Raw genomic sequence first — 5,605 nt, forward strand, 5'->3', positions numbered from 1 at the left:
TTCCCTATTCCCTATTCCCTATTCCCTATTCCCTATTCCCTATTCCCTATTCCCGATTCCCTACTCCCTATTCCCTACTCCCTACTCCCTACTCCCTCACCATTCACTCAACGCCCAAAAGACTGACCAGTAAGGCTTTTTGGGCATGTAAACGGTTTTCTGCCTGGTCCCAAACACGCGATCGCGAGCCTTCGATTACCTGGTCTGTAATTTCTTCCTCCCGGTGAGCGGGTAAACAGTGGAGTACGATTGCTGATGGGTCGGCATGGTCTAACAACTGTTGATTAACTTGATAAGGCTTAAAAATTGGAATTCGCTCCTCAGCTGAAGCTTCTTGACCCATACTTGCCCAAACATCAGTATAAATGACATGAGCTTCCTTAGCAGCAGCTACTGGATCATCAGTAACCATTACTTCTGTGCGGCTAGCTGCAGTTTTCAGGGCAAGCTCACAAATAGCACTATCAGGTTTATAAGCTGGTGGTGTGGCGACTCTGACATTCATTCCCATTAGAGCGCAGCCCAACATTAGTGAATGAGCGACATTATTACCGTCGCCAACATAAGTTAATGTCAAACCAGCCAGTGTTCCAAAGCATTCCTGAATCGTTAACAAATCGGCTAAAGTCTGACAGGGATGCTCCCAATCGGTCAAAGCATTAATAATTGGAATCTGGGCATATTCCGCAAAGGTTTCCAACTGTTTTTGTTCAAAGGTACGAATTGCTAGAATATCCAAGTAGCGATCTAAGACTCGTGCTGTATCTACTACTGGTTCTCCACGACCAACTTGGGTGACATTGGGATTTAAGTCAATCACCTGACCGCCTAGTTGGTACATAGCTACGGAAAAACTGACCCGTGTTCGTGTGGAAGCCTTATAAAACAATAATCCCAAAACCTTATTGCACCTAGGATTCCACTGACCTTTTTTTAACTGAGTCGCGTTATCCAATAGTTCTTGAATGTCACTAGCACTGAGGTCTGTTAAGCCTAAAAAATCGCGTCCTTTTAATGTATTCATGTTTTGTATTCAATGAGTAAACTAGTTTACCCTAGCCGCAGTGTTACACACAATTGCCCAGAAAACAAAGTGTACTCTTTTCCTGGAATGAGCACTTTATAGCTCCCCAGTTTTTATTAAGATGCACCCTGTTAAGACGCTATCCTATTTATCTTAAATTATCATAGCTAGTCTCCCAAAAAATACTAAAAAACTAGTTAGTATTTTTTAGGAAAACAAGCTTGAATCTTGGCTAGAGTTATTCACTCTACCACAAATTTTCGCAATCACATAATCCCAGTCTATTTAATCTATCCTTAAATGTCATCAAAAATTGACAAATCGTTATTACATAATACAAATGTCTTGCCCGATTCAGCACTAGGGCTGGTTGACTGACTTTAGTCAGTCAACCAAGGGGGTAGGGTGTGGGGTGTGGGGTTTAGGGAGCTAGGGAGTCGGCCTATAGTATTTACATTTGAGATGTAAACAAATAACGAAATGCTTTAGGGAACATAAAACTCCTGAAAAGTAACCTTAGCAAGAAATACAGCGTTTTTTGTATTATAAAAAATTACAATTTAGTTTTACAACTCATTTGGAAAGTCTATATGTTCAGATTAGCAAAAGGTAAACTACAAACTAGACTAAGATGGCTGCTGCTGAATCTAGGATTGTTGGTCACTCCAGTGATGATTTCTGCACCAGTTGAGGCAGCAGAGAAAATCTATATTTCCTATGGTCCAATCGAGTTTTCTCTACCGATCGCAGCTCTAGAAGTTTATGCGACAGTGGGCAAAGTTGAGCCATCCTTAGCCTTCTATGCAGGGTATGTAAAGCCGGAAGAATTCAAACAACTGCGGCAGGTCTTAATCACTCCCATTGATGTCACACCAGTAGCGATCGCTCAATTCCTCTACTCACCTCAAGGGGAAATAGTTCTACAACGGGTAGGTGAAGTGATTCAAACCAAAGCTCGTCAACCCGGTTTCTATGCTATTCGAGCGGCTTTAATCAAAGCCGCTTTTCAGCCAGAAGGGTTGACGATTTTGAATGTGTTGCAGGAATTTCCGACTTACGGGATTCGGATTAACTCACAACGGGGTTTTGAAATTATTGATGACTTATCGAAGCTGATTCAGCAAACCCAAACGGCCATTGCAGCAGTGGAACAGGCATCGGAGCAGGAAGCGGCAGCCCAGACAGAGCGAGGTTTATCCGATTTATCCCTAGACTTACGGCAACCCGGTTCAGTAAGCTATACCAAGCAAACCATTACCTTCGATGACCTCAGCCGTCGGCGAGAGTTTCCCGTTGATTTGTATTTGCCAGAGTCCCCAAGGGAAGGGTTAGCACCAGTGATTGTTATTTCCCACGGACTGGGTTCAGAACGGAAGACATTTGAGTACTTAGCCCATCACCTGGCATCCCATGGATTTGCTGTGGCTGTACCGGAACATCCAGGCAGTAATGCGGATCAAATACAGGCTTTGTTAAGTGGTCTTGCCAAAGAGGTAGCTCCACCATCAGAATTTATTAACCGCCCTCTGGATATCAAGTTGTTACTTGATGAACTAGAAAGTTCCTTTAAAGGGCAGTTAAATTTGCAACAGGTGGGAGTATTGGGTCAGTCCTTTGGGGGTTACACATCCTTAGCTCTTGCTGGAGGCGAGATTAATTTTGAGCAATTGCAAAAGGATTGCGCTCCCTTAAATGAGGATACCTTGAATATATCCCTACTACTTCAGTGTCGTGCCTTTGACTTACCACCACAGGACTATCAGTTATCGGATCAACGGATTAAAGGTGCGATCGCAATTAATCCAATTGCTAGCACAGTCTTAGGAAAATCCCAACTTAGCGAAATTCAAGTGCCCCTGATGGTAGTCGCTGGTAGTGATGATACCGTAGCGCCAGCGTTACCAGAACAGATTCAACCCTTTACTTGGCTGACAACTCTACAGAAGTATCTAGTATTACTCAGGAAAGGAACCCACTTTTCCACCCTCGCCCCATCAGAAGATGATGTCCCCTTACCTGAGGCAGTGCTTGGTCCTGACCCAACTATTGCTCAGGAGTATATGAAGGCATTGAGTTTAGCATTTTTTCAAACCTATATTGCTGGTAAATCAGAGTACCAAGCTTATCTAAGTGCTGCCTATGCTCAATCCCTTAGTCAAGAGCTGATGCCCTTGAGTTTGCTGACAATTCTCGAGCCTTTGGTAAGGGAGAAAGCGGGGTTATAACTCCTAATATCAAGTCTGGTTGAATACCCATAATTAAGGAGAAGGTGGAACCCACCCCTAACCCCCTCACAGGGGCAGGGCTGTTTCTTGCATCTGACTAAAATTTGATTGGTGGGGAGATAGGGAGATAGGGAGCGATGCGACCCGTGGCGAATTTAATTCGCCTAGCGATGCAGCGCCGCCAAAGGGGGTTCCCCCCATGAGCGACTGCATCAAGACAAGGAAAGCGCACCGAGGGAGATATTTATTAAGGGTAATTATCCTGAAATAATATAACTCCTAACTCGAACCTCCTGAGTTCTGGATAAAGTTCTGGATAAAGTTGGTTATGTCGAACTTAGCTCGAACTAAGGTTAATGGTTAATTGCCATTTGCCTCAATCTATAGCGGTTGTCGTGATAATAAGGAGAAATCTAATTTAATGAAAAAGGTTACATCAAAATCGACCAAAAGTTTACTTCTGCCAGTGGAAGCTTACAGGTCTCAGGAGTGGTTTGACCGGGAGCAGAAAGACCTATTTGGTTGTTGCTGGCAATTTGCTGGGATGACATTGGACATTCCAGACGTTGGCGATTACCTCTGTGTTCAGGTAGGACTGTATCCCCTGATCGTGGTACGGGGCAACGATCAAACCCTACGGGCTTTCCACAACATCTGCCGCCATCGCGGAACCCAACTTCTGAAAGTGACCGGTAAAGGCAAAAAGTTGATCAGATGCCCTTATCATAATTGGGTTTACTCGTTGGATGGTGCTTTATCTGGCGTTCCCCAACAGGAGAAGTTTTCCGACATCAATATCTCAACTTTGGGGCTTCATCCGGCAGCGGTTGAAACTTGGAAGGGTATGATCTTTGTCCATCCCGATCCTAGCCCAGAGCCTCTGATGACCTGGTTAGCTGGTTTCCCCGAAAAATTTGGTCCTCATCAGCCGGAAAAACTGGTGGAAGCAGAAAAATACACTTACCAGGTAAAGGCAAATTGGAAAATCTTCGTTGAAAATTATATTGATGGTTATCATCTGGCGCACCTACATTCCGAAACATTGCGGGAATACGATCATAAGAACCAAGAGTGGTCGTTTGTCGGTCGCCACTGGACTTTCTTTGAACCCCTGACCAAAACCTATCTGGATTCCCTGGAAAAAAAGTCACCACTACCGATTATTGATCACATTCCTCGGGAAAAAATTGGGGCTTATGTGCATATGCTTTTCCCCAATCTAGGCATCGTAGGTACCGAGAATACTTGGATGATTCTCCATGTGATACCAGTTGCGCCAGATCAAACAACTGTCGAAGTCCGGACATGGACTATGCCTATTTCAACAATGGACTATCTAGCATACGGGGCTTGGGAAAGCTTTAAGAGCTTGACCTCTAAAAAGACTTACTTAAGCTTAGCTAGCTATGCTGAAATGATGCTAATTGGGACTTGGTTTCTTTGGGGGTCAGATGACAATAATAATAAACAAGAAAACCAAAATTTTCTGGAATCAGGTGATGTCATGCTCGAAGATATTTATGCTTGTGAGCAGCAACAAAAGGCGATGAAATCGCCAAAATTCGGTTATAGTCAATTGTCAGAGGATGAAAGCTCAATTATTGACTTCCAGCGCCACCTTTTGGACTATTTTCCGCTGAGGTCGCAGTCACAGGAGGGTTAGACTGATCAAAATTAGCCAAGTCTTGAAAAGCATTGGCTAAAACCACTAGGGCTTGTTGGCGGTGCTTAACGCTTTCTTGTACTCCTTGGACTTGTTTTTCTAGTGCTGAAAGTTTTTTTTGGTTAGCTTCTAAGTCAGTTGCCAGATTCGATGGCACTTGCTTTTTAAGTTCAGATAGCTGACGTTCTAGCTGTTGAACTTGTTTTGCCTGTTCTGATTCTGCCGGAGCTTCTTTCAATGACGTAATTTCTGTAGTTAGCTGCTTGAGCTGGGTATAAAAGAAATATCCTGTCCAAGCTCCTGCTCCTGCTACCATCACGATTAAAATCATCCAAATAGCAGTGAAGCGACCCATTTTTTTCTGTAGCTCTTTTGTTTCTTGCTCCTGTTTCTTCTTATCAGACATGGCAGTCATTTGAAATTCCACCAATGCTTCGGCGACTTCTTCAATATGTTGCTGTTGCAGATTAGCAAGAGGATTAGCTGGGGTAACAACAGGAAGGGCTGTGTTGGAAAGGGGTTTGTTGTCTATAGCAAAATTATTAATCGTGCTTGTTTTACTTAGATGATTGTTGTTAGACATGGCCTTGATTTGATACTGTTTAGTATTGAGTGTTTATAGCAAAGAGAACAGTGATTAGGGAGTAGGGAGTCGGGAGTCGGGAGTCGGGAGTCGGGAGTCGGGAGTCGGGA

Annotated in this window: 4 protein-coding genes; 2 read left to right on the top strand and 2 right to left on the bottom strand. The window is 43.7% G+C overall.

The window, feature by feature from the left end:
- Positions 1 to 103: 103 nt before the first annotated feature.
- A complete protein-coding gene (argF, locus tag AC4II3_RS30805) occupies positions 104 to 1,024 on the bottom strand; it encodes an ornithine carbamoyltransferase (protein ID WP_488016897.1) in 921 nt (306 codons plus the stop codon).
- Positions 1,025 to 1,614: 590 nt separating this feature from the next.
- Between argF and AC4II3_RS30810 the strand changes: the two genes are divergently transcribed.
- Together AC4II3_RS30810 and AC4II3_RS30815 are read left to right on the top strand one after the other, a co-directional pair.
- Positions 1,615 to 3,249 (top strand): alpha/beta hydrolase, encoded by a 1,635-nt coding sequence (locus AC4II3_RS30810; protein WP_488016898.1) that lies wholly within the window; start codon positions 1,615 to 1,617, stop codon positions 3,247 to 3,249.
- A 421-nt stretch (positions 3,250 to 3,670) separates the two neighbouring features.
- Positions 3,671 to 4,912 carry an aromatic ring-hydroxylating oxygenase subunit alpha gene (locus AC4II3_RS30815; RefSeq protein ID WP_488017283.1) on the top strand — a complete coding sequence of 414 codons (1,242 nt, stop codon included), beginning with the start codon at positions 3,671 to 3,673 and terminating at the stop codon, positions 4,910 to 4,912.
- Here the strand turns inward: AC4II3_RS30815 and AC4II3_RS30820 are convergent.
- Positions 4,848 to 5,495 carry a hypothetical protein gene (locus tag AC4II3_RS30820; protein WP_488017281.1) on the bottom strand — a complete coding sequence of 216 codons (648 nt, stop codon included), beginning with the start codon at positions 5,493 to 5,495 and terminating at the stop codon, positions 4,848 to 4,850. The genes AC4II3_RS30815 and AC4II3_RS30820 overlap by 65 nt on opposite strands.
- Positions 5,496 to 5,605: the final 110 nt, after the last annotated feature.

Source organism: Moorena sp., assembly GCF_982860115.1.

What these genes read in the sequence shown, in the direction of transcription:
- argF (WP_488016897.1), bottom strand. Translation starts at nt 1,024, where the DNA reads ATGAATACATTAAAAGGACGCGATTTTTTAGGCTTAACAGACCTCAGT.
- AC4II3_RS30810 (WP_488016898.1), top strand. Translation starts at nt 1,615, where the DNA reads ATGTTCAGATTAGCAAAAGGTAAACTACAAACTAGACTAAGATGGCTG.
- AC4II3_RS30815 (WP_488017283.1), top strand. Translation starts at nt 3,671, where the DNA reads ATGAAAAAGGTTACATCAAAATCGACCAAAAGTTTACTTCTGCCAGTG.
- AC4II3_RS30820 (WP_488017281.1), bottom strand. Translation starts at nt 5,495, where the DNA reads ATGTCTAACAACAATCATCTAAGTAAAACAAGCACGATTAATAATTTT.